Source organism: Oribacterium sinus (assembly GCF_963553175.1).
GTDB lineage: Bacteria > Bacillota > Clostridia > Lachnospirales > Lachnospiraceae > Oribacterium > Oribacterium sinus_B.
Genome location: NZ_CAUVME010000017.1, coordinates 1 through 23,995 on the forward strand (window position 1 = coordinate 1; position 23,995 = coordinate 23,995).

Below are 23,995 nucleotides of genomic sequence, written 5' to 3' on the forward strand. Positions count from 1 at the left end.
TATTTCAAAATTTAGCAGTAAATACTTGAAAATAAACTACAATAATGATAAACTTCAAATAAGTTAATTATAACAAATTCGGGATGTAGTAAATTTATTGGATATCACTTGAGAAAAATGTAATTTAAGATTGTATTAGTTTACTTTAAAACATGGAAATAGTTATTGAGATAAGGATATCAAAAGAAAGTAAATTGCTTTAGTGATTTTTTTGAGCATTCACTTTTGATGGTAAACGGAAGTATATAAATAGATATTATAATATCTTAAAATATATAAAGGAGGTGATATCTTATATGAAAAACATCAATCCTCAGAGGTATAAAAACGGAGATTTATCGTAGATAATTTAAAACACTGATACTATGAATCGAAAGAAACTTTATAATTGTCTTTCTCTAATGAATAGAATTGGAGTTTGCATTTTAAGTACAATAGGGGGTAACATAATGAAAAAAGTTTTATCAATGTTATTAGTCTGCTGCATGATATTTATTTCATCATCTACTGTATTTGCTGCAAAAGTAGATAAACCCGTTTCAAAGTATTTAGCGAAACAGAATCAATTATCTTCTGAACTAAGTCATTATTTTACAAAAGATGATAAGGGAGATATACATTTTACAGCAACAAAGTCAGATCTTATTTCTTTAGGAATCTCAGAAAAAGATGCAAAAATTATGCTATCATTTACATCTGACGAATTAAATGTTTTTGCAGGACAATTAGATTCTAGTTTACATATAAGTGACCCTAATGCTGAAGCTAATACGTATGAACCATCTGCCCAGCTTTTTGGGTTCGTGGGGTTGTATTTAAAATTAGGGCCACAAATAAGATCCATGGCGGCAATTCCAGCTGGCGCTTTTGCAGGAGGCTTTGTAGGCTGGTATCTTAAAGAACTTGCCGCAGCTGGACCGTGGGGGGCAGGTGTCGCGGCAGCAATTTCTGCTTCAGTTGGAGGTGTTGTTGCCTGGGCAGTGAAGAATCATTTAAAAACAGTTCCAATTGGTAGGCACATTCCAGGTGTGTCTTGGTCCAGAAATGTATATATACCATAATATATGAAGGAGCAAATAAGATGTTAACAATATTCACGATAGTAGTATGTGCGGTTTCCTATTTGTTGAATATTAGTGCGTTTTTAACGTATTTTTCTTATGTTCTTGCCTTTACAATATTGAAAGCATTTCTATCGAAAAGATTAAAAGATGTATACAATATAAGAAAAGCTGAAGCAATTTACACAGAAGTTGGACTTATGAATACTCTGGATTCATTTATTTCGCTCCTTTTCATAACGCTTTATTATGTGTTTAGAGAGTATGAGCATTTTGGTATTGCGTATATGCTTCCGGTTCTTTTGTGCTATATCTTGATTTATAGATTTTTGTTTTGGGATGTAGGGTATAAAGTAAAGCAATTATTTAGAAAGAGCCATCAGTAAACAGAATACTATAAACGATCAGTTTGGAGGATATTTTGTATAAATGCAGAAATCCTCCTTTTTTATATTAAAGCAAAGCATCAGAAGAAAGAAATGACTTGCTGCTTACATTGACAGAAAATCAAGAATACTCTATCATATTTCTGATTCCTTAAGAAGAAATAATGTTTTTCAGATGAGGTGAATATGATTCGTATAGCCATTGATGCCATGGGAGGGGACTTAGCGCCTGCTGCCATTGTAAAAGGGGCAATTGATAGCCTTTCTTCCTGCCAAAATACCAAGCTTCTTCTCTATGGAGAGGAGAAAGCTATTCAGGAGGAATGTGCCAAATACCAATATGATACAGAAAGAATAGAGATTATTCCCTGTAGCGAGAATATCAGCTTGCATGAGTCTCCGGTTATGGCCATTCGGAGAAAAAAGGACTCCGGTATCGTTAAGGGAATGAAGGCGGTTAAGGAGGGAGAGGCAGAGGCCTTTCTTTCTGCCGGTTCCACCGGAGCAATTTTAGCCGGAGGACAGCTGATTGTAGGAAGAGAAAAGGGCGTACTCCGTCCTCCCCTTGCGGCTTTAATGCCTACGAGACAGGGGGTAACTCTACTTACTGACTGCGGCGCCAATGTGGATGCCCATCCGGAGTGGCTGGTACAGTTTGCCAAGATGGGTGCCATCTATATGAAGGAAATGCTGGGGGTTCCTTCTCCTACGGTAGGTTTAGTAAATATCGGTGCGGAAGAAGAAAAGGGAAATGCTCTGGTGAAAGCTGCCATGGAGAAGTGTAAGGAGGAAAAGGACTTAAACTTTATCGGTTCCGTGGAGGCCAGAGATATTGTGGAAGGAAACTGTTCCGTAGTGGTGGCAGATGCCTTTGTGGGCAATGTGGTTTTGAAAATGTACGAGGGTGTAGGAAAGATGCTTCTTTCCGAAATCAAGTCCGGCATTAAAGAGGGTGGCCTTCTTTCTTTGGTAGGCGGTGCTTTGATTTCTTCTGCCCTACGAAAGAGAATGACAAAATTTGATGCCAAAAGCTATGGAGGAGCTCCCATCTTGGGCTTGAAGGGCTTGGTGGTTAAAGTTCATGGCAATACAGATGGAGTGGAGATTACCACAGCCATTCGACAGGCCAAGGAATTTGCAGAAAAGGGCTTGACCAAGAAGATTGCGGAAGCCTTGGATTTCTCTGATAAAGAAGAGGAAAGCAAGGAAGAATAGATTACAGGAAAGGACAGTAATATGGAATTGGATAAGTTAAAGGAAATTATTGCCAGAGAATTACAGCATGTAAAGAAAGAGGAGATTACGGAAGATTCTCGTTTTGTAGAGGATTTAAATGCGGATTCCTTGGATATTGTACAGATTATTATGGGAATTGAGGAAGAGTTCGGCATTGAAATTCCGGAAGAAGCAAGCTTTCAAATTAAAACCGTTGGAGAAGCACACAAAGCTATTTTAAAGGCTTTAGGAAAATAAAAATGATGGAAAACATGGGCAGTACTCCGTCTCTTTCCAAGCTGGAGGAGGACTTGGGGTACCACTTTCAAGATCAAAAGCTCTTATTGCACGCCTTAACCCACCCTTCCTATTCCAATGAGATGGGTCATCCCAAGGAAGCCTCCAACCAAAGGCTGGAATTTCTGGGGGATGCGGTGTTGGAGTTGGTTTCCAGTACCCTTCTTTACCATAAGAAACCGGTGATTCAGGAAGGAAGGATGACCAAGCTTCGGGCGGCATTGGTATGTGAATCAGCTCTGGCTGTGGTGGCAAAATCGCTACAGCTTTCTTCTTATCTTCTTTTAGGAAAGGGAGAGGAAAGAGAGGGGATTCAATTTCGGGATTCCGTCTTATCCGATGCATTGGAAGCGGTAATTGGTGCCATTTATCTTGACGGCGGTATGGAAAAGGCGGAAGGCTTTGTTCGGGGAAAGGTTTTATCCGATATTGAGCATAAAACCCTCTTCCAGGATGCGAAAACCATGTTGCAGGAGTATTGTACGGCAAAACATTATCCTCTGGAGTATGATTTATTGGAGGAAAGCGGTCCCTTTCATCAGCGCTTTTACAAGGTGTCCGTAAAGGTAAATGAAGAGGTGTACGGTATCGGAGAGGGAAGCTCCAAAAAGAAGGCAGAGCAGGCAGCTGCCTATTTTGCATTAGAAAAAATAAAGGTGGAAACAGGGGATGTATTTAAAGTCTATTGAAATTCAAGGATTTAAGTCCTTTGCCAATAAAACTGTTTTGGATTTTTCTCCCGGTATTACCGGAATTGTGGGGCCTAACGGTTCCGGAAAATCCAATATTTCTGATGCGGTTCGTTGGGTTTTGGGAGAACAGAAGGTAAAGCAGCTGCGTGGAAATTCCATGCAGGATGTTATTTTCTCAGGAACTGCCTTAAGAAGAGCCCAGGGTTATGCCTATGTGAGCATGTGCTTTGACAATGCAGACCATGCTCTAAATCTTCCTTATGAAGAAATTACCGTTAGTAGAAGACTGTATCGTTCCGGAGAATCGGAATATCGTTTAAATGATGCGGAATGCCGTTTAAAGGATATTCACGAGCTTTTTTATGATACAGGAATCGGAAAAGAAGGCTATTCCCTAATCGGACAGGGGCAGATTGATAAGATTTTGTCCGGAAAGGCGGAAGAGCGAAGAGCCCTCTTTGATGAGGCGGTGGGAATTGTTAAGTTCAAAAGAAGAAAGGACATTTCCCAGAAAAAGCTGGAAGAAGAGCAGGCCAATATGGAGCGTATTCAGGATATCCTGTCAGAGTTGGAAAAGCAGCTGGCCCCATTGGAGAGACAGTCCGGAAAAGCAAAGAATTACTTACAGCTTAGGGATAAGCTCTTACTTTATGAAGCCAATCTTTTCCTTCTGGAAATGAAGGAGGCGGAGAAGGGCTTAGAGGAATTAGCGGAAAAAATCGAGAATTTAAGCTATTTTCAGAAGGAAGAGGAAGAGAAACAAAATCGTTTGACCCAAGCCTTTTTAGAAATGGAAAGGGAGGGAGAGGCTTTAGATGCGGAGGAACAGAATATTCGACAGCGGGAAGAACAGTATCTGTCGGAAAAGGCGGAGATAGAACGCCGGATTTCTCAGCTTCGAGAGGATATCTCCGGAAAAGAAAGCAGTAAAAAGCATTTTCAGGAGCAAATTGAAAAGCTAAAGGAAGAAAGTAGCCGGCTTCTCGGGAAAATGGAGGATTTGGCGGCTACTTTATTTGCTATGCAGGAGCAGTTTTCCTCCCTGCTTCCCTTTAGTAAGGATAAGGCAGAGGTTCAGCTGGATGTGGATTTTATCCGTTCCACTATTAAAGAAGCGGAAATGACCATTCAAAACTGCTTTGGAAATAATTTTGCCTTTGAAGAAGCTCCAAAGCTTTCGGGGGAAGAGGAAGAAAATCTTGGGGAGCAGTTTTTAGCCTTTCAGGAAAAAGAGGAGGAACTGAAAAAAGCCAGAGAAGAATTTCAGTCTTTATTGCAAACAATGCAGGGACTTTCCCGGGAATTGCAGGAAAAAAGACAGGAGCTGGAATCCGAAAAGAGTCGTTTGGCTGCTCAGGAGAGGGCGGTGGAAAACCAAAGCCTCCGTTTGGACAATCTGGAAAATCTTGCGGAGCGTTATGAGGGCTTCGGAAATGCGGTTCGCTTCTGTATGAGGGAAAAGGCTAGGGAAAAAGGCCTTATCGGTGTTGTGGCGGAGCTGATATCCGTTCCCAAAGATTATGAATTAGCCCTGGAAACGGTTCTTGGTTCCGGTCTTCAACAGTTGGTTTGTGAAGATGAGAGTACCGCAAAACGACTGATCGAAAAATTAAAAAGGGAGAGGCAGGGTAGAGCCAGTTTCCTTCCTTTGCCTTCCCTTAGAAAAAACAGAGATGAAAAATATGATAGTTTAAAAAAGGAAGCGGGAGTTATCGGGGTATTTGCAGACCTGATTAAGGTTCCGGATTCCTGTAAGGGTTTAGAAAATTACCTTTTATCCAGAGTGCTTTTGGTGAAAAGCATGGAGGAGGCTCTTAGCTTAGAAAAGAAATATCATCACAGCCTAAGGATAGTTACTCTGGAAGGAGAGCTTTTACAGGCAGGAGGAGCTATTTCCGGAGGTGCCTATAAAAATAATTCCTCTCTTATGGGAAGAAAAAGAGAGATGGAAGAACTTAAGGAGAGCATTGAGAAGGGAAAGGAATCCTGCAACACTATTCGGAAGGCTGTAGAGGAGAAGATGAAGGCCTGCAATAGGCTGGAAGAAGAGCTCTCCGCTAAAGAAGAAGAAAGGCATCAACAGGAGAAGGGGATTTCTGAGCTGGAGCTTATGTTACAGGCGAAGATGCAGTTAGAGTATCAAACCTTGTCCACCAAGACGGATTTTCTGACGGAGCAGATGCATGGCTACAGCGATGCTTTGGAAAAACTCTTTGCGGAAAAATTTGATCTGGAAGAGGCGGAAAAGCAGTCAAAGGAATCCGTATTGCATCAGGAAGAGGAAATTCTAAAGCTGCAGGAAAAGCTTTCCGATGGAGAAAAAGCATTTTCCGAAAGAAAGGAAAGCCTGCAAAGTATTCAGGAGCAGAAGCAAAAAATTGCCGAAAAACAAAAGGCATACTTTGCGGAAAAGGAGAAGTTTGCAGAGGCTCAGTTAAATCAGGAAAAGGAAGCTCTTCGTCTGGAAAATCAAAAGGAAAAATTAGAGGAGCAAAGCGCCAAGTCCGCCCAGTATATTTTGGAAGAGTACGGTCTAAAGTTCTCCGAGGTGAAGCAGTATTACCGGGAGGAGCTTAGCGAAGATCCTGCACTTTCCAAGGCAATTCAGGAGATGAAGGGAAATATCAGGAGCCTTGGCCCCATAAATCTGGACAGTATTCAGCAATTTGAAGAGGTTTCGGAGCGTTACAGCTTTCTGCATCAGCAGGTGGAGGATCTTCTTACTTCCGAAAAATCTTTGCAGGAGATTATCGCCGACCTGGATCGGGGAATGCGGAAGCAGTTTCATGAAAATTTCTCCAAGATTCAAGTGGAGTTCAACAAGGTTTTCCGGGTTCTCTTCGGAGGAGGACAGGGAAGACTGGAAATGGAAGAGGGAGAGGATGTGCTGGAAAGCGGCATTTGCATCGTGGCAGAGCCTCCCGGAAAGAAATTACAAAATATGATGCAGCTTTCCGGAGGAGAAAAAGCTCTAACCGCTATTTCCCTGCTTTTTGCTTTGCAAAGTCTAAAGCCTTCTCCCTTCTGTTTATTAGATGAGATTGAGGCGGCACTGGATGATTCCAATGTGGTACGCTTTGCGGAGTATTTGCATCATTTGATTAAGAACACCCAGTTTATTGTCATTACCCATAGAAGAGGGACTATGGAAAGGGCAGACAGACTTTTCGGTGTTACCATGCAGGAAAAGGGGATTTCCACCCTGGTATCTGTTGACCTGGTAGAAGACCAGCTGCAATAAGGAGGAATCATGGCAAATTTTTTTACCAAAATACTGAATAATATTTTTCAATCCAATGAGGTAGCTGATGAGGCCTTTTATGAAGAGCTGGAAGAGGCCATGATTCTCAGTGACGTTTCCTATAGCAGCTGCATGCGTATTATTGATGCGGTAAAGCATGAGGCCAATCAGCGGGGAGTCAACCTCACCCGGGATGTGCAAAAGATTCTAAAGGATTATATCTTGGATCTGATGATGGTGGAGGAAGGCTATTACGCCTTTGAACAGGAGAAAAGCATTATCTCCGTCATCGGTGTAAATGGCGTAGGAAAAACCACCTCTATCGGAAAGCTGGCCTATCATTTAAAGAAAAAAGGGAAGAAAGTCATCCTTGCGGCGGCGGACACCTTCCGTGCCGGAGCCATTGAGCAGCTGGTGGAATGGGGAAACCGTGTAGGGGTGGATGTTATTCACCAAAAGGAGGGCTCCGACCCTGCGGCGGTGGTTTTTGATGCCCTCCAGTCCTTTAAGGCGAAAAATGCGGATGTTTTGATTATTGATACTGCAGGAAGATTGCACAATAAGAAAAATCTGATGCAGGAGCTTGGAAAAATCAACCGCATCATTGACCGGGAATTTGCGGAAGGCTATAGAGAAACTCTGGTGGTTTTGGATGCCACTACAGGCCAGAACGCCATGAGCCAGGCAAAGCTCTTTAAAGAATGCAGCCAGGTAACCGGTGTCATCTTAAGTAAGATGGACTCCACCGCTAAAGGCGGCATGGCCCTATCCATACAGGCCGAACTGGGTCTCCCGGTAAAATACATGGGCACCGGGGAAAAAGTGGAGAATTTACAGCGCTTTGATGCCAAGAAGTATGTAGAGGACATTTTTGACTTGCATTAAGGCAAAGGGGCTGTAATATTTTAGAATAATAGACTTTATATATGCAGTATAGGTCTGAAAAGGGGCAATCTGAGCCCGTCAGTACTTACTGAAAGCGAAGCTTGAAGTTAGTACTGCTACGTGGCGAGGTTAGCGAGAGCGTGCCCCACTTTCAGACCCATACTGCATATATACTATGAAAAGTATTACAGCTCCTTTCCTTGATACTGTCAACGAAAACGCTTGACAGTAGGAAGCTTTTTTGTTATTTTACTATATCGTGAGGTGAAGTATGGAAGCATTTGTGGAAAAGGGAAACCTGTTTTTGCTGTATTCCGGCTTGTTAAAGGAGAAGCAAAGACAGATTTATGAATACCATATTTTGGAAGACATGAGCTTTACGGAGATTGGCTTGGAAATGGGTATCACCAGGCAGGCAGCCCAGGCGGTATTTCGAAAGGCTGACGAAAAGCTAAAGTTCATCGAAGAGAATCTTCACCTGGCAGAAAAGTGGCTCAGTATACGGCGTTGTGCGGAAGAAATTCAGAGCAAGGCACGGGATGCGGAAATCAAAGCATTAGCAGGAGAAATCATTCATGGCATTTGAAAGTTTATCCGATCGTTTAAGTGATATATTTCAAAATTTATCCGGAAAGGGAAAGCTTTCCGAGGAAGATGTAAACCTTGCCTTAAAGGAAGTTCGAATGGCTTTGCTGGAAGCAGACGTGAACTTCAAGCTGGTAAAGGATTTCATTGCCAAGGTCAAGGAATCCGCCATCGGAGAAGAGGTATTTTCCTCTTTAAGTCCGGCTCAGACCGTTATTAAGATTGTTCGGGACGAGCTGACCAAGATGATGGGGGAGGAGAATACGGAGCTAAAGCTTCGTCCCCAAAGTGAAATCACGGTTTTGATGATGGTGGGCTTACAGGGTGCCGGAAAAACCACCACTGCGGCAAAGCTTGCGGGCAAGTTCCAAAAGCAGCACAGAAAGCCTTTATTGGTAGCCTGTGACATTTACAGACCGGCGGCTATTGAACAGCTTCGTGTCAATGCGGAAAAGCTTTCCATTCCCTTCTTTAGCTTGGGAAACCAGGTTAAGCCGGAGGAAATTGCAAAGAAGGCCTATGAAGAGGCCAAGGCAAAGGGCTATAACCTTTTGATTTTGGATACCGCCGGAAGATTGCAGATTGATGATGCTTTGATGGAAGAGTTAAAGCGAATGAAGTCTGCTGTGCCTGTAGATTGGACCATCCTTACCGTGGATGCCATGACCGGACAGGAAGCGGTAAATGTTGCGGAAAGCTTTAGCAAGGAAGTGGGAGTCGACGGCGTAATCCTCAGTAAGTGCGACGGAGATACCAGAGGAGGAGCGGCTCTATCCATTAAGGCGATGACCGGACAGCCCATTCTTTACTTGGGTATGGGAGAAAAGCTTTCCGATTTAGAGCCCTTCTATCCGGACCGTATGGCAGGAAGAATTCTGGGTATGGGAGATGTACTTTCCCTCATTGAAAAAGCCCAGAGCGAAATGGATGAGGAAAAGGCCAAGGAATCCGTTCGGAAATTGTCCAAGGGACAGTTTAACTATGATGATTTTATGGATCAGATGAATCAGTTGCAAAAGCTTGGAGGAATTGCAGGAATTTTAAAGCTGCTTCCCGGCATGAATAAGGCTATGCAGGGGATTGATTTGGAGGATTCCGAGAAGAAGATGAAGCAGGTAAAATCCATGATTCAGTCCATGACCTTCAAGGAAAGAGCCAATCCGAAGCTTATGAATCCTTCCCGTAAAAAAAGAATTGCTCAGGGAGCCGGGGTGGATATTGCAGAAGTCAACAAGCTGGTAAAACAGTTTGAAGAGATGCAGAAAATGATGAAGCAGTTCGGCGGTTCCATGAAGGGTAAGCACGGCGGTTTCCCGGGAATGGGAATGGGGAAGAATCCCTTCGGAAGAGGCGGCGGATTTCCCTTCTAAATAGGTGAATTCCCCTCCTAAGTAGATGGACTCCCCTTCTAAAGAATAGGCGGATTAGCTCCTAAAAAATAGGCGGATTACTTTCTAAAGGATAGGAAACTTGTATTTTTTATCAAGTATTTTATGTAGCGTTTCAACAGCTAGTCTGTAGAAATAAATTTATCTAAACACACACAAAGGAGAAAAGAAATGGCAGTTAAGATCAGATTAAGAAGAATGGGACAGATTCACGCACCTTACTATCGTGTTATTGTGGCAGATTCCAGAAGCCCAAGAAACGGTAAGTTCATTGCAGAGCTTGGATATTATGATCCAACTAAGGAGCCAACAGTATTCAAGGTAGACGCAGAAGAGACCAAGAAGTGGTTACAAAACGGAGCACAGCCAACAGAAACTGTTGCAAGACTTCTGAAGAAGTTTGACATCTAAGTCTACTTTTAAAGGAGGATGCTGTCGTGAAGGAATTACTGGAAACCATTGCAAAGGCATTGGTTCAGTTTCCTGAAGATGTTCATGCTGAGATGGAAGAGAAGGAGGGAGAAATCCACTTGACTCTTTCCGTAAATGAGCAAGACATGGGAAAGGTGATTGGACGTTCAGGTCGTATCGCCAAGGCGATCCGTTCTGTCATGAATGCTGCTGCATCCAAGCAAAATCTCAGAATATCCATCGATATTCAGTAAGGGGAAGGTATGTCTTAGGGCATACCTTTTCTTCACGCTAGGGGAGGGAAGATGTTAAAAGAGCTACGAGTAGGAACGATTTTGAAACCCCATGGTTTAAAGGGGGAAATGAAGGTTTTTCCCACAACGGAAGATCCAAGACGTTTTACTCAATTAAAGGAATTGATTTTACGAAGAGAAAGTAAGGGGCTTCGAGATACTTCCTTTTCTGAAAGCAGAAAAATCAAGTCCGTTCGCTTTCAGGGAGAATTCCTGATTTTACAATTAGAGGGGATTGACTCTGTGGAAATGGCGGAAAAATATCGTAACGTATCTTTAATGATTCCTAGAGAGCAGGCTCTTCCTTTAGGGGAAAATGAGTATTTCCTTGGGGATTATATCGGTATGGAAGTCTATATTGAGGGAAAAGAGCTCTTGGGAGAAGTGAAGGAAGTGATTGAAACCGGGGCAAACCTGGTATTTTCCGTAGAAGGAACGGACAAAGAATATCTTATTCCTCATATTCCTCCGGTGGTATATGAAATCAAGGACAATCGTATTGCCATTCACCTGATGGAAGGATTGCTGGAGCTATGAGTAAATTTACTGTTTTTACTCTGTTCCCGGAACAGATTGAAAATGCCCTATCCCATTCCATTATGAAAAGAGCCATGGAAGACGAGAAGTTATCCTTAAATTGTGTCAATATTCGTGATTTTACAGAGGATCCCCACGGCCATGTGGATGATGCCCCCTTTGGGGGAGGAGCAGGAATGTTAATGCAGGTTCAGCCCATTGTTTCCGCCTTTGAGGACTTGGTGCAAAGAGAAGGAAGACCGGATAGAGTCATTTACTGCTCACCCAGGGGAAAGGTATTTCAGCAAAGCATGGCTATGGAATTGGCCAAAGAGGAGCATATTCTCTTTCTTTGCGGGCATTACGAAGGCATAGACCAAAGAGCCTTGGATATTCTGGAGGTAGAGGAGGTCTCCATAGGAGACTATGTACTTACGGGAGGAGAGCTTCCTGCTGTGATTATGATTGATGCCATAGCCCGCTTACAGGATGGGGTTCTAAACAAAAAGGAAAGCTTTGAAGAAGAAAGCTTTTCCCAGGGGCTTTTAGAATATCCCCAATATACCCGTCCCAGAAGCTTTCAGGATAGAGAGGTTCCCGAAATTCTTCTTTCCGGAGATCATAAAAAAATCCGGCAGTGGAGGTGGGAAGAAAGTCTTAGAGTTACGAAGGAACAAAGACCGGAGCTGTATGAAAAGTACAGAGAGGAAAATCCTGAGCTTTTTATCGAAAAAAAGAAGCGGAAGAGATCAAAAAATAAAGCAGAGTAAATGAAAAAAATAAAGCAAAGTTAAGGATTTTTCTTGCAATTCTATCTGCTTTGTGGTAATTTATTAAGGCTGTTTTGTAATAGGACAAAACGAAAACCGTATCATATGTTCCGCTGACGCAAGACGTGTATGAACATGGAATCATTATGGAGGACAAAGAAATGTCAAATTATGAAATCATTAAGGGAATTGAAGATGCTCAGCTGAGAAAAGAAGCATTGGCAGAGTTCAACACAGGAGATACCGTAAAGGTATACAACAAGATTAAAGAGGGTAACAGAGAGAGAACTCAGGTTTTCGAGGGAACTGTTCTGAAGATTCAGGGTGGATCCAACAGAGAAACCTTTACTATTCGTAAGACATCTAACGGTGTAGGTGTAGAGAAGACTTGGCCAATCCACAGCCCCTTCGTAGAGAAGATTGAAGTGGTTCGTAGAGGTAAGGTAAGAAGAGCTAAGTTGAACTACCTTCGTGACCGTGTTGGTAAGGCTGCTAAGGTTAAGGCTGCAAAATAAGAGTAAAAGCGGTGTTCCTCAGGGGACACCTTTTTTAATATTTGTGCTATTCTTATAGGAGTGAAAATTGTCGCATTTCCATAAGGAAGGAGTAGATAGGAGCCCCATGAAAGAACAAGCAATACTGCAAAAATGGATTCGAAATCTTGTGGATTTTATTGTCATCCTTTCTCTGGCCTGGTTTGTGGTGCACAGCTTTTTTTCCTTGGCCAGAGTTTCCGGTCACAGCATGGAACCCTCCCTTTCTGCGGGAGATACGGTACTGGTTGATGAATTTTTTTATCAGTTTAAAAAGCCTAAACGCTATGATGTGGTGCTATTTCAAAAAAAGGATAAGTCCAACAATATAAAACGTATCATCGGACTGCCCGGAGAAACCGTGATAATCCAAAACGGTCGTGTGTATATCAACGGCACTCTCTTGGAAACAGACAAGCTTTCTCCCATTGTCCTTGAGGGAGTAGCCAAGAATCCGGTGGAGCTGGGGGAAAATGAATATTTTCTTTTGGGAGATAACACGGACTCTTCGGAGGACAGTCGTTTTCAAAATATGGGAAATATACAGGAGAACCAGATTATAGGCAGGGTTTGGTTCAGGATTTTTCCTTTTCGGAAAATATCCTTGATTGGCTAAGGAGGAAAAATGAAGATACAGTGGTATCCCGGTCATATGGCAAAGGCTAAGCGGAAAATGAAAGAGGATTTGCCTTTATGTGATGTAATCGTTGAGGTTATTGACAGCCGTTGTCCCAATTCCTCCAGAAATCCGGAAATCGACCAGCTGGCTAAGGATAAAATCAGAATTTTATTGTTTAATAAGCTGGACTTGGCAGATGAGGAGCGTAGCAAGCTCTTTATGGAGGACTTTCATAGAAGGGGCTTCTTTACTTTAGGGATTGATGCCAGAAACAGAGCCAGTGTAAAAAGAGTAAGCAAATTGATTCAAGAAGCCTCTCAACCTCTTTATGAAAAAAATAGAAAAAAAGGGATTTCCTCTCAAATGGTGAGAGCTATGGTGCTGGGAATCCCCAATGTAGGAAAATCTACATTTATCAATGCCTTTGTAGGTCGTTCTACTGCTAAAACCGGGAATAAGCCCGGAGTTACCAGAGGGAATCAGTGGATTAAGCTGGATAAAAATGTACAGTTATTGGATACTCCCGGAATTACCTGGCCGAAGTTTGAACGGGAAATTGTGGGCTATAACTTGGCGCTGATTGGTTCTATCAATGATGATATTTTGCCGATAGAGGATCTGGTTTTTTATTTCTTGAAATATCTTGTCCGCTACTATCCTAAAGCCATTCTGGAGCGTTATGGTATAGAGCCGGAGGAGGGGGAAGCGGCTCTTTCCATTATGGATAAGATTGCCGTAAAAAGAGCCTGTATCAAAAAGGGAGGAGATGTGGATTACACCAGAGTCTCCCGTCTGATTTTAGATGATTTTCGTAGTGGCAGACTGGGAAAAATCAGTCTGGAGCATCCCGGTAAGTGGTCTGATGAAGGGGATGAGGATTCATCAGTAGAATAAAGTGGAAAGATAATACCGGGAAGAAGCGCTTTACAGAAATGAGGCCAAGGCATGACAGAAGCACAAAGACTTAAAGAGGAAGCCCGTTTAAAGGAAATGTGGAAATTAGAGGAAGAACATACACATCTTCCCTATGTTGCCGGTATTGATGAAGCGGGGAGAGGACCATTAGCCGGACCGGTAGTGGCGGCTACCGCCATTTTACCAAAAGAGCATCTTTTTTATTTTCTCAATGATTCCAAGAAAATGACGGAAAAGCGAAGGGAAGCTCTCTTTCTTGAAATTAAGGAAAATGCGATAGCCTATGGAATCGGCATCGTTTCTCCGGAAAGAATTGATGAAATAAATATTCTGCAGGCGACTTATGAGGCTATGCGACTGGCTATAGAGGAGATGGAGAAGAACTTTTCTATTATCCCTTCCCTTATGCTAAATGATGCGGTAAGGATTCCTATGGTGGATATCCCTCAAATTCCTATTGTTCACGGGGATGCCAAGTCTTTGTCCATTGCGGCAGCCAGCGTTCTGGCCAAGGTCAGTAGGGATCATCTTATGCTGGACTATGCCAAGGAATATCCGGAATATGGCTTTGAGAAACATAAGGGATATGGAACCAAAGCCCATACAGAAGCTATTTTAGAGTATGGCCCTTGCCCTATACACAGGAGGAGCTTTTTAAAAAAACTTTATGCCGGACAATCGTAAAACTTTAGGAGTACAGATGGGAAAGACAGAAGAAGACATAGCAGACAAAGATAAAGCGCAAAAAGCAAATGCAAAAAAAATGAAGATGATAAAGTCCGGTGCAAAGACTTCAGATGTTTTAAAGGTTTCAAATACTGTTAAGGCTTCCAATATTTCTAATACACTGAAGGCTTCCAATATTTCTAATACACTGAAGGGAAAAGTATTTGAAGACAGGGCTGTAGCCTTTTTGGAAGAGAAGGGCTATAGTATCCTGGAGCGTAACAGTCATTTTCATCATCTGGAAATGGATGTGGTGGCTAGGGATGGAGACACACTCTGCTTTATAGAAGTGAAGGGGAGAAAGGAGCATAGCCTTGTGCCTGGCCTTTATGCGGTGGATAGAGGAAAACAAAAGCGCCTTCGTAACTGGGCTACAGCCTATCTTTGTAAACATGCATATTCTTTGACAGAAACAGCCTGTCGCTTTGATGTGGTCAGTATAGAAGGAGAGAAGATTCAGCTGATTCAAAATGCCTTTTAAGAGAATCTATGGTATACTGGGCAAGGTTATAAATAAGAAGAAAGACTTTCGATTATTATAAATACTTCAAGAAATAAAGAAGTATCTAAGGTTTAAGGAGAGAAAAATGGGAAGTACAGGAAAGAAAATCATTTTAACCGGAGACCGTCCTACAGGAAAATTACATCTGGGACATTATGTGGGTTCTCTACGAAGAAGAGTGGATTTACAGAATTCCGGAGAATATGATCAGATCAATATTTTGATTGCGGATGACCAGGCATTAACGGATAACTATGATAATCCCAAGAAGATTCGGGATAATATTATCGAAGTGGCTTTGGATTACCTTTCTGTAGGCATTGATCCCAATGTGAGTACTATTTGCATTCAGTCCGGTCTTCCGGCTCTCCATACCCTTAGCTTTTATTATTTGAATCTGGTCACAACCCAAAGACTGAGCCGTAACCCCACCGTGAAGGCGGAGATGAAGCTCCGGGGCTTCCATGGGGGAGAAAGTGTCAATGATAATGAGGTAGGGCTTCCTGCGGGATTTTTCACCTATCCGGTTTCTCAGGCGGCAGACATTACAGCCTTTAAGGCAACTACCGTGCCGGTAGGAGAAGATCAGCTCCCCATGATTGAGCAGTGCAAGGAAATCGTTCGTAAGTTTAATCAGCTTTATCAAAAGGAAGTGCTTTTAGAGCCGGAAATTCTTCTGCCGGAGCATTCCAGCCAAAGAAGACTACCGGGTACAGACGGTAAGGCAAAGATGAGTAAGTCCTTAGGAAACGGCATTTACCTTTCCGATGATCCAAGCACGGTAAAAACCAAGATTATGAGCATGTATACCGATCCGACCCACATTAATGTGGCGGATCCGGGACATGTGGAAGGAAATGCCGTATTTACCTATCTGGATGCCTTTGCCCCAAAGGAGGATTTCTCTCGTTTCTGTCCGGATTATCAGAATCTGGAGGAAATGAAGGAGCATTATATGCGAGGCGGTCTTGGAGATGTGAAATGTAAGAAGACCTTACTGGCTGTAATGGAAGAAATCCTACAGCCTATCCGGGAGAAAAGAAAGTATTGGGAAAACAATATTCCGGAAGTCTATGAGATTCTTTTGGCAGGCACGAAGCTTGCCAGACAGCGAACAGAGGAAACCCTGGGAGAAGTATGTGAAGCTATGAAAATCAATTACTTCCAGGGCAATTCCATCATTCAGGAATGGGAAACATGGGTACATGGAAATCACGAGGGCTAAGAGGCTCTCTTTTGGAAGAGGAAATTAATCATACCATTGCGCTTTATGAGGAAAAGAATTTAGCTCTCATTCAAAAGATTCCTACTCCCATTACTCCTATTAAGCTGGATCAAAGTCATAAACAAATCACCCTGGCCTATTTTGATAAGAAGTCAACGGTGGATTATATGGGAATCGTTCAGGGGATTCCCATTTGTTTTGATGCTAAGGAATGTCACAAGGACTCCTTTCCCTTGCAAAACCTTCATGCTCATCAAATGGATTTTATGAAGCGCTTCATGCTACAGGGAGGTATCAGCTTCATTATCCTATCCTTCAGCAAAAGAGGAGAGAAGTACTATGTTCCCTATCGGGAGCTGGAGCATTTCTATCGGAGGATGGAAGAGGGGGGCAAGAAAAGCTTTCGTTATGACGAATTACGGGAAGCTTTTCCGGTAGAGGCGAAACGGGATTTGCTGGTTCATTTCTTAGAGGCTTTAAATCAGGATATTTTGTGCCTGAACGAGATGAATAAGTCTTAATGAAATTGGTTTGGATAAAGATTTTGTATTTTTTGCAGTTAAATGAGGAAAAATCATGAATATTATTGTGGTAGGTTGCGGTAAGGTAGGTCTTACCCTGGCAGATCAATTAAACAAAGAGGGGCATGATATTACCATTGTGGACCAGGATGAAAAGGTTCTTCGTCATGCGGTGGATTTTCTGGATATCATGGGAATCCACGGAAACGGTGCCATGCTTCAGACGCTAAGGGAAGCCGGAGTACAGAATGCGGATGTTTTAATTGCCGCAACCAGCCGGGATGAGGTCAATATGCTTTGTTGCCTCTTTGCCAAAAAAGAAGGAAATTGTCGTACAATAGCCAGAATCCGTGACCCTCAATATACTACGGAGATTTCTTATCTTCGAGATGAATTGAACCTGGCCATGGTAATCAACCCGGATATGACTGCCGCAAAGGAAATTGAACGTCTGCTTCGTTTTCCTTCCGCAATGAAGGTAGACAGCTTTTCTCGCGGAAAGCTGGATTTGATTCGTGTAAAAGTGCCAAAGGAGAGTCAGTTGATTGGCATTCCTCTTCATACCTTCCAAAAAGAAACAGGCTTAAATGTCCTTATTACTTTGATTCAAAGAGGAGAGGATATTCTTATTCCAAATGGTTTTGATGCTTTGGAAGCGGATGATTTAATGAGCTTTATTGCAGCACCCAAGGATGTAAGTAAGTTCTTTATTAAACTGGGTGTGGATTATACTCCCGTTAGAGATTGTATCATCGTAGGGGGAGGAAGAATCAGCTATTATATTGCCCGTTATATCGATGAAATGCACTTAAATATGCGTTTAAAAATCATTGATTCCAATAAGGAACGTTGTGAGTATCTGGCGGATGTACTTCCGGATAGTATTATCATTAACGGTGACGGTATTGATGCCGAGCTCTTAAAGAAGGAAGGAATAGAAAATACGGATGCCTTTTGTTCTTTAACCGGATTTGATGAGGAAAATATTATGCTTTCTCTTTATGCGGGAAAGCTTTCCGATGCCCGTTTGATTACTAAAATCAACCGTATTGCCTTTGAAAATGTTACCAATGAAATGAATTTGGGTTCTGTCATTTATCCCAAGCAGATTGTGGCAGAGAGCATTCTTCGGTATGTAAGGGCTTTGGAGAATTCCAAGGGCTCCAATGTAGAGACCTTATATAAGCTTGCTGACGGAAAGGCAGAAGCTTTGGAGTTTAAGGTATTAAATGATCCGGACTTAATCAATATTCCATTCGCGGAGCTGTCCTTTAAGCAAGGAGTTTTAATCTGCGGAATTATACGACAGAATAAAATTATTACCCCTAGAGGAGCTGATGTTATGAAGGTGGGAGACCGGGTGATTGTGGTTACCACCAACACGGGATTTAATGATTTACGAGATATTTTGGAAGTAAAGAAGGAAGAGGATATTCATTATGAACTTTAGTATGATTGTCTACATCCTGGCTTGGGTGCTGAGAATAGAGGGAATCAGCTTATTGCTTCCCTTTATTTGTGCCATCATATATCGGGAGCATAATTCTGCCGCGGCTATATTATCCGTGTCGGCGATGTCCTTGGTTGTAGGGGCGGTTTTAACGCGAAAAAAACCGAAAAAAATAGCCTTTTATACCAGAGAAGGCTTTGTCATCGTAGCAGGCTGCTGGTTGGTGCTTTCTTTAGTGGGAGCTTTACCCTTCTATATTAGCGGAAAAATTCCCCATTATATCGATGCGGTTTTTGAAATTGTTTCCGGCTTTACCACTACAGGTTCTTCCATCTTAAGCGATGTGGAGGCCTTAGGAAAGGGATTGATTTTTTGGCGTTCCTTTTCCCATTGGATGGGAGGCATGGGTGTATTAGTCCTTGTTTTAACGGTTCTTCCCTTAGGTGGCGGTTATAACATGATGATTATGAAGGCGGAATCTCCGGGACCGGATGTGTCCAAGATGGTGCCTAGAGTAGCAGATACCGCAAAAGCCCTTTATAAGATTTATTTTGTTCTAACGGTAATTTGTATTTTTGCCTTTTTACTTTCCGGAATGCCGTTTTTTGATGCTTTGTGTATCGGCTTCGGAACGGCGGGAACAGGGGGATTTGCCATCAGGAATTCCGGAATGGCGGATTATTCCATGTTTAGCCAGTTCTTGATTACCATTTTTATGATTTTGTTCGGTATTAACTTCAATGTTTATTATCTTTTACAAAGAAGAAAGTGGAAAGAAGCTTTTTCCTCAGAAGAAGTCAGAACCTATCTTTTAATTATCCTTTGCTCAACTTTATTCATCGCTTTTAATAATTTAAAAGAAATGGGAAATGGCCTGTTATTTGCCCTTCACCATGCTTTTTTTACGGTAGGAAGTATTATTACCACAACAGGCTTTTCAACTTTGGATTACAATCATTGGGCAGTACCCAGTCAAATGGTGATTTTATTCTTAATGATTTCCGGTGCCTGTGCAGGTTCCACCGGAGGTGGTATAAAGGTTTCCCGATTGATTATCTTATTGAAGAATATGGGGAAGGAGCTGCACCTCATTATTCATCCGGAAGCCATCAAGAGGATTCGTTTAGAAGGAAAAAGCCTGGATTACAATGTGGTACGTTCGGTAAGTACGTATTTGATTGCATATTGCTTTGTTTATATAATATCCATTTTTCTTATCAGCTTTGACGGTTTTGATTTCACCACAAACTTTTCAGCAATTTCCGCAACCTTTAACAATATCGGACCGGGATTGGCAAAGGTTGGACCAATAGAAAATTTCTCGATTTATTCGCCATTTTCAAAGGCGGTTATGATCTTTGATATGTTGGCAGGAAGATTGGAAATATTTCCTATGTTGATTCTGTTTTCTCCAAAAACCTGGAAGAGAACGAATTAGTTCAAAGCCGGAAGAGAATGAATTAGTCCATAAAGAATAGAGACAAGCCGTAATTAGATTGAGATTACGTAAGAGTATGGATATTGCTTAGTAGAAAAACTGTAGGATGAAAAGATAAATAACTATTCGCTAAACTCTTGTTTAACGAATAGTTATTGCTTTTTAAAAAGGGATTATGCTATAATCTGGTAAAACTAAGATGCAACGGCTTGAACATGGCTTTGGTATCTATCAAATTCGGATTCAAGCTAAAACGATTTACTCTGTATTGATTATGGAGAAAAAACCTTATTAGAGTGAATAAAATTATTAGAGAGAATAAGCTATGCCATTACAATATCATTTAGAATTAGACAAACAAAATACTTTAAAGCTTAGACAGCTACAAAAGGATCTACCGGCCTTTTGTGCTTCTTTTTTTCGCGGTATTGATCAAGTTACTTCCTCCAGAACCAAGATTGCCTATGCCTATGATTTAAAGGTCTTTTTTCAATTTTTAATAGAGGAAAAAAAGCTTCGTTCCGATATTTATGATTTTGAAGCCAGGGATTTGGATCGTTTATCTCTGGTGGATTTAGAAGAATATATGGAATATTTGAAATATAGAACGAAGAAAAAGACCGGTAAAGAGGGACAAATTGAGGAAGTTGAAGTTTTAAATCATAACAAGAGCATAAAGAGGAAAATTTCCAGTTTAAAAAGCTTCTTTGGCTATCTATATAAAACTGAGCAAATCAAAGAGAATAAGACCGCTCTTCTCTCCTTGCCGAAGCTTTCTCAGGAAGAGATTATTCGTATGGATCAGGGAGAAGTTGCACAGTTTCTGGATCAGGTAGAGTCCGGAGAAGATTTAAGCAAAAAAGAAAAGCTTTATCATGAGAAAAATCAAGTTAGAGACCTGGCTATGATGCAGTTAATGTTGGGGACCGGAATCCGTGTGTCGGAATGCGTAGGTTTAAACTGTTCCGATGTAGATTTCCAAAACAATGCTATCCGTATCCATAGAAAGGGAGGCAAGGAGGTTTCCATTTACTTTTCCGATGAGGTAGAACAAGGCTTAAGGGCCTATATGGAGGAAAGAAAGGGGAAAATCCCGGCTTCAGGACACGAAAATGCCTTGTTCCTATCCTTACAAAATAAAAGAATGTCTGTACGAACCGTGGAATTGATGGTGAAAAAATATGCGCAAAAGGTAACTCCCCTTAAGCATATTACTCCGCATAAATTACGAAGCAGCTATGGTACCAATCTATACCAGGAAACCGGAGATATTTATCTGGTGGCGGATGTTTTGGGACATAGTGACGTAAATACCACCAAAAAGCATTATGCCGCTTTGGAAGAAGAAAGACGCCGCAGTGTCAGAAATCTGGTAAGACTCAGAAAAGAAGAAGGGGAATAAGAATAGGAATAAGAACAGGAATAAGAACAGGAATAAGAACAGGAATAAGAATAAGAATAAGAACAGAGTAAGATTGAAAAGAGAAGGCTAAAAAAAAGCCTTCTCTTCTTCTGTCCATCGTCCTTCTTCCTTATATTTCTTTACTCTTCTTTGATAAGAACGCAGAGGGAGCCCGGAATACAGCGCTGTATCTTTACTGTTATGCTCTTTACGATACAGATAAACTGCCCCGATACTCTTATGGGTACCATATTCCCTTTTTTTACCGGCATCTCTCTTCATATGCTTTAGAGATAACTCTAGGCTACAGGAACATAGCTTGTCATCCTTTAAACTCCCTAGACGCAGCTTCACCCCTTGCTTTTCCAGATGGCTATTCAGTTGTAGGAATTCTTTCTGTAGTTTCTGAAATTCTTCTTCTCCGGCTTTACAGCTAATGGAAAAGCTTTCTTTTAAAAATTGACCGATGCCCGGTTCGGACCATTTTTCCAGCATTTTATTCCTCAAAAAAAACGACAATATTAATTTAGACGCATCTATTAAACGGCTTATAGCGTATAGCTTATAGTCCAACACGAATCAGCCCAATGGCCTTTCCTAGAATCTGACAGTCATTAACAATGATATCTTCCATGGTATCATTCTCCGGCTGTAGACGGATATATCCTTTTTCTTTGTAGAAGCGCTTAACGGTAGCACTATCCTCTACCAAAGCCACCACAACCTCACCGTCACTGCAGGTATTTTGCTTTGCAACCATCAGATAGTCTCCGTCGAAAATACCTACATTAATCATGGAATCTCCCTTTACCTTCAGAATAAAGGTCTCCTGATTCGGTAAAATCTCTGTAGGAAGGGGAAAATGGTCGCTAACATTCTCTTCGGCAAAGATGGGGGTTCCTGCGGCAACGGTACCGATTACCGGTACGGACACCATTTCCTTCATACTTTCTTCAACAGGTGAGCTATGTACGGGAGAAAGCTCCTTTGTCTTACTGCTTTTAGAGGCTTTTCCACTATGGCTTTTGTCCAAGATTTCAATGGCTCTGGGATGGGATGGATCCTTACGGATCAGTCCGGCCTGCTCCAAGTCATTTAAGTAACTAAAAACGCTGGAAGTGGACTTTAAACCGACCTCTGTGCAAATATCTCTAACAGAAGGCGGATAGTTTCTAATCTGAACACATTCTTTAATGTAGTTGTAAATCGCTAATTGCTTCTCTGTTAAATTATCTTTGCTTGGTACTTTTCTTGGTCTTCCCATCCTGGCCTCTTTTCTTAGAATTTAAAATTTATAAAAGTATAGCATATTCTTTCTTTTTATGCAAACGTTTGTACGAAAAAATCTCCGATATTTCCTGACTCATAGAAGTCTTTGAAATATCGGAGATTCGTATTAATTAGGGTTACTTTCCTTATAAAGCTTTATGCTTGATTATATGACAGTTCACTGAGAGATGAAAAGAGTCATTTTTAAAGCTATTCTGCAGTCTCTGTTGCTGCTTCTTCTGTGCTTAATTTGTCTACAGCAATCAGCTTCTCAATAAAGGGCATAATCACCAACATAACCACACCGCTGATGATAAGGGCTGCACCTAAGATATTCAGAATCTTTCCATATCCCCAATCCTTAGCTACCGCTACCAGATATCCGGAAGCAATACCGGAGAAGGTATAGGTTAAATACCATACACTCATAGCCAGGGAGGAGAAACGCTCCGGAGTCAGCTTGTTAAACAAAGCCATACCTACAGGAGATACCAAGAGTTCTCCTACCGTTAAAATGGCGTAAGCAAGAAGCATATACCAAAGATCCATCTTTACCGTCTTATCCAATACACCATGTAAGGTATTGAAACCGAGTAAAATGATATAGAAAGCAAGACCGGTAATAATCATTCCCACAGCCATCTTTAAGCTTACAGGAGGATCCATCTTCTTTTGAGAAAGAGTCATCCAAAGATTTCCAAGAAGCGGAGCAAGAATAATACATAAAATTCCGTTAAAGGAAATCAACCATACTACAGGCACATGGAAGCCGCCTACATTAAGGTTAACATAATCATTTGCCAGGGTATTGATGGTATAAGAAGTCTGGAAGTACACTGTCCAGTAAACGGTTACCAGGATGAAGATAATACCCATTCCTATCAAACGTGTTTTCTCCACCGGACTAAACTTGAATTCTACCTTCTGCTTCTCTTCTTTGTTAGCGCCCTTTGCATTTGCGGGGTGCTTTCCTACCTCTCCTAACCACTTCGGAATTAAAACAAGGAAGATCAGGAATACGATAAACATACCGATGGCAACCATCAGGTAAGCATACTTATAACCGTATTTAACAATATTACCCTCTGCATCCTTCACAGCCATCCAGTGGTCTGTAAGAAGTCCTCCGAAAATCGGTCCAAAGAAGCTTCCGATATTTACCGCCATGTAGAAGATACCGTAGGCTGCATCCTTTCTGGCATGCTCTTTATTGGAGTAAAGCATTCCTACAATGGCTGTTAAGTTGTTGTTCATAAAAGCCATGGAGCACATGTTAATCACGATACCCACAATAATCATGGGAACATGGGGGGTAAAGAAGAAGAAAATGGCATAGGCAACACTCTGTAAAAAGAATGCCATAATCATCGCTTTCTGCATGCCCAGAAAACGGTCTGTAATAATGGAGCCTAAGAGTGGCAGCACGGAACCGAAAGCTCCGGCGATGGAAATGATAAGTCCTGCTTGTTTATCGCTTAAACCAAGACCGCCCATTGCTACAGAATAGGTGTAGAAAAAAATAGTAATACCGGATACCGCATACTTCAGATAGCTGGAACCGGCCATACCAATGCAGGCTAACCAAAGCCCTTTAGGATGATGGAATTTCTCTTTCTTTTGAACTTCCTCCATACTGTCCTCCTTCAAAATAGAAA

At 41.7% G+C, this 23,995-nt stretch carries 26 protein-coding genes; 23 read left to right on the forward strand and 3 right to left on the reverse strand.

Annotated elements, in window-relative coordinates; all coding sequences use genetic code 11:
- Positions 1 to 449 precede the first annotated feature (449 nt).
- The 23 genes from RYO92_RS06165 to RYO92_RS06275 all read left to right on the forward strand — a co-directional run bounded on the left by RYO92_RS06165 (position 450) and on the right by RYO92_RS06275 (position 21,071).
- A complete protein-coding gene (locus tag RYO92_RS06165; protein WP_314833244.1) occupies positions 450 to 1,061 on the forward strand; it encodes a hypothetical protein in 612 nt (203 codons plus the stop codon).
- 20 nt (positions 1,062 to 1,081) lie between these two features.
- Positions 1,082 to 1,447: a hypothetical protein gene (locus tag RYO92_RS06170; RefSeq protein WP_314833243.1), complete on the forward strand. Its 366-nt coding sequence runs from the start codon at positions 1,082 to 1,084 to the stop codon at positions 1,445 to 1,447.
- Between the two features lie 186 nt (positions 1,448 to 1,633).
- Complete coding sequence (gene plsX / locus RYO92_RS06175; RefSeq protein WP_315369815.1) at positions 1,634 to 2,662, forward strand: phosphate acyltransferase PlsX; 1,029 nt, start codon at positions 1,634 to 1,636, stop codon at positions 2,660 to 2,662.
- A gap of 21 nt (positions 2,663 to 2,683) precedes the next feature.
- Positions 2,684 to 2,920, forward strand: a complete 237-nt coding sequence (gene acpP, locus RYO92_RS06180; protein WP_183683992.1) for an acyl carrier protein — start codon at positions 2,684 to 2,686, stop codon at positions 2,918 to 2,920.
- A 2-nt stretch (positions 2,921 to 2,922) separates the two neighbouring features.
- Positions 2,923 to 3,648 (forward strand): ribonuclease III, encoded by a 726-nt coding sequence (gene rnc / locus RYO92_RS06185; RefSeq protein WP_314328080.1) that lies wholly within the window; start codon positions 2,923 to 2,925, stop codon positions 3,646 to 3,648.
- Positions 3,629 to 6,892, forward strand: coding sequence for a chromosome segregation protein SMC (gene smc / locus RYO92_RS06190; RefSeq protein ID WP_315369816.1), 3,264 nt, complete (start codon positions 3,629 to 3,631; stop codon positions 6,890 to 6,892). Before rnc ends, smc begins: the two co-directional genes overlap by 20 nt.
- Positions 6,893 to 6,901: 9 nt before the next feature.
- Entirely contained in the window at positions 6,902 to 7,777 is an 876-nt protein-coding gene (ftsY, locus tag RYO92_RS06195) for a signal recognition particle-docking protein FtsY (protein ID WP_308580124.1), read from the forward strand.
- A 271-nt stretch (positions 7,778 to 8,048) separates the two neighbouring features.
- Entirely contained in the window at positions 8,049 to 8,363 is a 315-nt protein-coding gene (locus RYO92_RS06200) for a transcriptional regulator (RefSeq protein ID WP_308580126.1), read from the forward strand.
- On the forward strand, positions 8,353 to 9,732 hold the full coding sequence (ffh, locus tag RYO92_RS06205; RefSeq protein ID WP_315369817.1) for a signal recognition particle protein: 1,380 nt from the start codon (positions 8,353 to 8,355) through the stop codon (positions 9,730 to 9,732). The genes RYO92_RS06200 and ffh overlap by 11 nt, the downstream gene beginning before the upstream one ends.
- Positions 9,733 to 9,921: 189 nt before the next feature.
- Complete coding sequence (gene rpsP, locus RYO92_RS06210) at positions 9,922 to 10,161, forward strand: 30S ribosomal protein S16 (RefSeq protein WP_007156147.1); 240 nt, start codon at positions 9,922 to 9,924, stop codon at positions 10,159 to 10,161.
- A gap of 26 nt (positions 10,162 to 10,187) precedes the next feature.
- Positions 10,188 to 10,415 (forward strand): KH domain-containing protein, encoded by a 228-nt coding sequence (locus RYO92_RS06215; RefSeq protein ID WP_007156146.1) that lies wholly within the window; start codon positions 10,188 to 10,190, stop codon positions 10,413 to 10,415.
- A gap of 51 nt (positions 10,416 to 10,466) precedes the next feature.
- On the forward strand, positions 10,467 to 10,991 hold the full coding sequence (gene rimM, locus RYO92_RS06220; protein ID WP_315369818.1) for a ribosome maturation factor RimM: 525 nt from the start codon (positions 10,467 to 10,469) through the stop codon (positions 10,989 to 10,991).
- On the forward strand, positions 10,988 to 11,740 hold the full coding sequence (trmD, locus tag RYO92_RS06225) for a tRNA (guanosine(37)-N1)-methyltransferase TrmD (RefSeq protein ID WP_315369819.1): 753 nt from the start codon (positions 10,988 to 10,990) through the stop codon (positions 11,738 to 11,740). Before rimM ends, trmD begins: the two co-directional genes overlap by 4 nt.
- Positions 11,741 to 11,901: 161 nt before the next feature.
- On the forward strand, positions 11,902 to 12,255 hold the full coding sequence (rplS, locus tag RYO92_RS06230; RefSeq protein WP_315369820.1) for a 50S ribosomal protein L19: 354 nt from the start codon (positions 11,902 to 11,904) through the stop codon (positions 12,253 to 12,255).
- Between the two features lie 106 nt (positions 12,256 to 12,361).
- Positions 12,362 to 12,889 carry a signal peptidase I gene (gene lepB / locus RYO92_RS06235; RefSeq protein WP_315369821.1) on the forward strand — a complete coding sequence of 176 codons (528 nt, stop codon included), beginning with the start codon at positions 12,362 to 12,364 and terminating at the stop codon, positions 12,887 to 12,889.
- 9 nt (positions 12,890 to 12,898) lie between these two features.
- Positions 12,899 to 13,786 carry a ribosome biogenesis GTPase YlqF gene (gene ylqF / locus RYO92_RS06240; RefSeq protein WP_315369822.1) on the forward strand — a complete coding sequence of 296 codons (888 nt, stop codon included), beginning with the start codon at positions 12,899 to 12,901 and terminating at the stop codon, positions 13,784 to 13,786.
- Between the two features lie 51 nt (positions 13,787 to 13,837).
- Entirely contained in the window at positions 13,838 to 14,491 is a 654-nt protein-coding gene (locus tag RYO92_RS06245; protein ID WP_315369823.1) for a ribonuclease HII, read from the forward strand.
- Between the two features lie 16 nt (positions 14,492 to 14,507).
- Complete coding sequence (locus tag RYO92_RS06250) at positions 14,508 to 15,014, forward strand: YraN family protein (protein ID WP_315369824.1); 507 nt, start codon at positions 14,508 to 14,510, stop codon at positions 15,012 to 15,014.
- A 106-nt stretch (positions 15,015 to 15,120) separates the two neighbouring features.
- The gene (gene trpS, locus RYO92_RS06255) at positions 15,121 to 16,260 is read left to right on the forward strand and encodes a tryptophan--tRNA ligase (RefSeq protein ID WP_315369825.1); all 1,140 of its coding nucleotides are present in this window, start codon (positions 15,121 to 15,123) and stop codon (positions 16,258 to 16,260) included.
- A complete protein-coding gene (locus RYO92_RS06260; protein ID WP_315369826.1) occupies positions 16,233 to 16,781 on the forward strand; it encodes a Holliday junction resolvase RecU in 549 nt (182 codons plus the stop codon). Before trpS ends, RYO92_RS06260 begins: the two co-directional genes overlap by 28 nt.
- Positions 16,782 to 16,836: 55 nt before the next feature.
- A complete protein-coding gene (gene trkA / locus RYO92_RS06265; RefSeq protein WP_315369827.1) occupies positions 16,837 to 18,231 on the forward strand; it encodes a Trk system potassium transporter TrkA in 1,395 nt (464 codons plus the stop codon).
- The gene (locus RYO92_RS06270; protein ID WP_315369828.1) at positions 18,221 to 19,669 is read left to right on the forward strand and encodes a TrkH family potassium uptake protein; all 1,449 of its coding nucleotides are present in this window, start codon (positions 18,221 to 18,223) and stop codon (positions 19,667 to 19,669) included. The genes trkA and RYO92_RS06270 overlap by 11 nt, the downstream gene beginning before the upstream one ends.
- A 325-nt stretch (positions 19,670 to 19,994) precedes the next feature.
- Positions 19,995 to 21,071 (forward strand): tyrosine-type recombinase/integrase, encoded by a 1,077-nt coding sequence (locus tag RYO92_RS06275; RefSeq protein WP_314670328.1) that lies wholly within the window; start codon positions 19,995 to 19,997, stop codon positions 21,069 to 21,071.
- Between the two features lie 87 nt (positions 21,072 to 21,158).
- Here the strand turns inward: RYO92_RS06275 and RYO92_RS06280 are convergent, their stop codons facing one another.
- The 3 genes from RYO92_RS06280 to RYO92_RS06290 form a co-directional block, all read right to left on the reverse strand.
- Positions 21,159 to 21,566, reverse strand: coding sequence for a hypothetical protein (locus RYO92_RS06280; protein WP_304070222.1), 408 nt, complete (start codon positions 21,564 to 21,566; stop codon positions 21,159 to 21,161).
- 67 nt (positions 21,567 to 21,633) lie between these two features.
- Positions 21,634 to 22,335 (reverse strand): transcriptional repressor LexA, encoded by a 702-nt coding sequence (gene lexA / locus RYO92_RS06285; protein WP_304070224.1) that lies wholly within the window; start codon positions 22,333 to 22,335, stop codon positions 21,634 to 21,636.
- 215 nt (positions 22,336 to 22,550) lie between these two features.
- A complete protein-coding gene (locus RYO92_RS06290; protein WP_314670327.1) occupies positions 22,551 to 23,972 on the reverse strand; it encodes a peptide MFS transporter in 1,422 nt (473 codons plus the stop codon).
- Between the last annotated feature and the right edge of the window lie 23 nt (positions 23,973 to 23,995).